Annotated in this window: 5 protein-coding genes; 2 read left to right on the top strand and 3 right to left on the bottom strand. The window is 67.7% G+C overall.

The genetic code is table 11. The annotated features are described in order from the left end of the window. The 3 genes from ASE86_RS03895 to ASE86_RS03885 all read right to left on the bottom strand — a co-directional run. Positions 1-930 (bottom strand): aldo/keto reductase (locus ASE86_RS03895; RefSeq protein ID WP_056426561.1); only part of this gene is annotated, 930 nt, incomplete at its 3' end. Then, positions 927-1118 carry a hypothetical protein gene (locus tag ASE86_RS16190; RefSeq protein ID WP_056422596.1) on the bottom strand — a complete coding sequence of 64 codons (192 nt, stop codon included), beginning with the start codon at positions 1116-1118 and terminating at the stop codon, positions 927-929. The genes ASE86_RS03895 and ASE86_RS16190, both read right to left, overlap by 4 nt. Further along, complete coding sequence (locus ASE86_RS03885; protein WP_056422593.1) at positions 1118-1459, bottom strand: hypothetical protein; 342 nt, start codon at positions 1457-1459, stop codon at positions 1118-1120. The genes ASE86_RS16190 and ASE86_RS03885 overlap by 1 nt, the downstream gene beginning before the upstream one ends. A gap of 114 nt (positions 1460-1573) precedes the next feature. Here ASE86_RS03885 and ASE86_RS03880 point away from each other — a divergent pair, with 114 nt between their 5' ends. Further along, positions 1574-2527, top strand: a complete 954-nt coding sequence (locus ASE86_RS03880) for an ArsR/SmtB family transcription factor (protein WP_056422590.1) — start codon at positions 1574-1576, stop codon at positions 2525-2527. A gap of 17 nt (positions 2528-2544) precedes the next feature. Continuing rightward, a complete protein-coding gene (gene metF, locus ASE86_RS03875) occupies positions 2545-3465 on the top strand; it encodes a methylenetetrahydrofolate reductase [NAD(P)H] (RefSeq protein WP_056422587.1) in 921 nt (306 codons plus the stop codon). Positions 3466-3487: the final 22 nt, after the last annotated feature.

Raw genomic sequence — 3487 nt, 5'->3', positions numbered from 1 at the left:
CAGACGATCGACCTGATCCTTCGAAAGCTCCAGATCCCATGCCCTGACCAGTTCGCGCACCTGCTCGACACTGGTCGCGCTCGCGATCGGGGCGGTGACGCCTTCCTGCGCCATCAGCCAGGCGAGCGCGATCTGCGCCAGGCTCGCGTCCGTCTCGTCGGCGACCGCATCCATCGCGGCCAGCACGTCGGCACCCTTGCCGTTCAGCAAGTCGCCCATCCGACCACCGCGGACGCTTTTGCCAAGGTCGTCGGCCGAGCGATATTTACCGGTCAGGAAGCCAGAGGCGAGGCCGTAATAGGGCAGCACCGCGATGTTATGCGCGATGCAGTAATTCTCCAGCTCGCCTTCGAATTTGGTGCGGCTGACCAAATTATATTCGGGTTGGAGCACATGATAATGCGGCAGGCCGTGCTCGCGCGCGATGTCGTTGGCCGATTTCAGGCGCGCGGCGTGAAAATTCGACGCGCCGACGACGCGGATCTTGCCCGCATCGACCAGCTTGCCGAAGGCTTCGAGCACATCGGCCTGCGGCACGGCGTCGTCATCCTGGTGCGCGTAATAGAGATCGATACGATCGGTGCCGAGCCGCTGGAGCGATGCATCGACCGCCGCCGCGATACGCGTCGGCGCCAGCTTCTCGCCGCCCTCGCCCGGCAGCATCCCGACCTTGGTCGCGATCAATACCTGGTCGCGCTTGCCCGATTGCCTGAGCCAGCGGCCGATCACGCTTTCGGACTCGCCGCCTTGATGCCTCGGCACCCAAGCCGAATAGACGTCTGCGGTGTCGATCATCGTGCCGCCGGCCGCGACGAAGGCATCGAGCACGGCGAAGCTGGTCGCCTCGTCCGCGGTCCAGCCGAACACGTTGCCACCCAACACCAACGGCGCGATTTCAAGGTCGGTCGAGCCCAGCTTGCGCGGCGTCATGATCGGTTTCCCGGCTCGGTCACGGCATTCAGGTCGACGGCATTGGCATCGAGCATCGCCGCCGCGTCGTTCAACTCCTGCGCCTCACTGGCCGTCATCCCGCCCGGATCGGCGGATTGATCGGACCCGCACCCGCCGACCGCGAGCGCGATCGGCAGGGCGAGAGCAAGGCGCAGGGGTCGCATCATCAGTCGCGGATGGCGTTGCCCGCGGTGGTCAGCGCGTTGCCAGTCGCGTCGGCGGCGCGGTCGAGCGCACGGCCGGTCGCGTCGACGGCGCGGTCCGTACCGTTCTCGATCCGGTCGCCGGTACGGTCGAGCGCCGCGCCCGCACGATCGGCACCGTTCTCGGCCGACTGCATCGCGTTGTCGGTCGCCGCTTCGACGTCGTCGCCGGCTTCCTGCATCGTCGCGTTGGCGTCCGCCGTCGCATTGTCGACGTCGTTCGCCATCGACTGCTGCGTCTTGTCGCTGCACGCACCCAGGCCCAGGCCGGCGGCGAGCAGCATCGGAAGCACGATCTTCTTCATAAAATTGTCCCTTTCTCGGTGAACTGACGATACGCAACGCGGACGTAACGAAAAGAGTTGCGTCATCTCGGGCAATTGACCGCATATAAAGATTTCTTTATATCAGCAGGCGCGATGACCACTGCCCTCGACATCTTCCGCGCGCTTGCCGATGCGACGCGCCTGCGCATCCTTTCGCTGGTGCGCACGATGGAGCTGTCGGTCGGCGAACTGGCGCAGGTGCTGGGACAGAGCCAGCCGCGGGTAAGCCGTCATGTGAAGATCCTGGGCGATGCCGGGCTGACGCAGCGTCGCAAGGAAGGCAGCTGGGTCTTCGTGGCGCTGGGCGACCGCGCGCGGATCGCGCCGGTGCTGGATGCGCTGGATGCCTGGAACGCGGGCGAGACCGATCACTGGGCCATCGCCGACAGCGCGCGTCTGGCCGCGGTCCGCGCCGATCGCGCGGCATCGGCGGCGACGTGGTTCGAAGATCATGCCGGCGAGTGGGACGCGATTCGCTCGCTCCACATCGCCGAGGAGCAGGTGGAGGCGGCGATCGATGCCGTGCTCGGCCCCGCCCCGCTCGGCCGGATCGTCGACATCGGTACCGGGACCGGGCGGATGCTGGAGCTGTTCGCGCCGCGCGCCAGTCGGGCGCTGGGCATCGACCGGTCGTCGGAAATGCTGCGCCTCGCGCGCGGCAAGCTCGCCGAACAGGGCAACGCCGAGCTGCGCCAGGCCGATCTCTATGCGCTGCCGCTCGACGACCGCGACAGCGACCTCGCCATCCTGCACCATGTCCTGCACTTCGCCGAGGCGCCGGGTGAAGCCATCGCCGAAGCCGCGCGCGTGCTGGATGCCGGCGGGCGGCTGCTGATCGCCGATTTCGACGCGCATGACCGCGAGGATCTGCGCACCCGCGACGCGCATGTCCGCCTGGGCTTTTCCGACGAGCAGATGCTCGGGTGGTTTGCGGCAGCGGGCCTCGTGCCGGTGCGGACCGAGACGCTGGTCGGCGGCGAACTGACCGTGAAACTATGGCTGGCGCGCAAGTCCGCGCCCGCGACCAAGGGAGTGAAGGCCGCGTGAAGGCAAGTCTGGGAGTGATGGAAGAAGCGCGCCGCGCGCTGGACGCCCCGCTGTTCGCCGATGTGGCGGGCGACGCCGCGGTCAGTTTCGAATTCTTCCCGCCGAAAACCGAGAAGATGGAAGCGACCCTGTGGGAGTCGATCGAGACGCTCAGCCCACTTGGCCCCCGCTTCGTCTCGGTCACCTACGGCGCGGGCGGCACGACGCGCGAGCGGACCCATGCGACGGTCGCCAGGATCGCGCGCGAGACGAACATCCCCGCCGCCGCGCACCTGACGTGCGTCGAGGCGACGCGCGAGGAGATCGACGCGGTCGCCAACGAATATTGGGACGCGGGCGTGCGCCATATCGTGGCGCTGCGCGGCGATTCGCCGACCGCGGGCACCGCGTTCCAGTCGCCGGAGGGCGGCTATGCCAACGCCGCCGCGTTGGTCGAGGGGCTGCGCCGGCTCCACCCGTTCGAGATTTCGGTCGCGGCCTATCCCGAATGCCACCCGGATTCAGCGGATGCGACCGCCGATCTCGACAATCTGAAGCGCAAGCTGGACGCGGGTGCGACGCGCGCGATCACGCAGTTCTTCTTCGAACCCGAAACCTTCTTCCGCTTCCGCGACGCAGCGGCGGCGGCGGGGATTTCGGCGGAGATCGTACCGGGCATCATGCCGGTGATGAGCTTTGCCGCCGTGCAGAAAATGTCCGCGATGTGCGGCACCGACGTGCCGCCGTGGATGGCGCGGCTGTTCGAAGGCCTGGACGACCACCCTGCCGCACGCCAGCTGGTCGCGGCGACCGTGGCAGCCGAGCTGTGCCGCAAGCTGTATGCCGGCGGCGAGCGTGCGTTCCATTTCTACACGCTCAACCGCGCGGAACTCAGCTACGCGATCTGCCACCTGCTGGGCCTGCGCCCGCAGGCGGGTGCGCGCGCCGAGGCAGCGTAAATTCCTCCCCGCTTGCGGGGAG

It is taken from the genome of Sphingomonas sp. Leaf33, from assembly GCF_001421785.1.
Classification (GTDB): Bacteria; Pseudomonadota; Alphaproteobacteria; order Sphingomonadales; family Sphingomonadaceae; genus Sphingomonas.
This window is presented reverse-complemented; position numbering and strand designations above follow the sequence as displayed.

Coding starts and splice junctions, on each gene's coding strand:
- ASE86_RS03885 (WP_056422593.1), bottom strand. CDS start 1,459: ATGAAGAAGATCGTGCTTCCGATGCTGCTCGCCGCCGGCCTGGGCCTG.
- ASE86_RS16190 (WP_056422596.1), bottom strand. CDS start 1,118: ATGATGCGACCCCTGCGCCTTGCTCTCGCCCTGCCGATCGCGCTCGCG.
- ASE86_RS03880 (WP_056422590.1), top strand. CDS start 1,574: ATGACCACTGCCCTCGACATCTTCCGCGCGCTTGCCGATGCGACGCGC.
- metF (WP_056422587.1), top strand. CDS start 2,545: ATGGAAGAAGCGCGCCGCGCGCTGGACGCCCCGCTGTTCGCCGATGTG.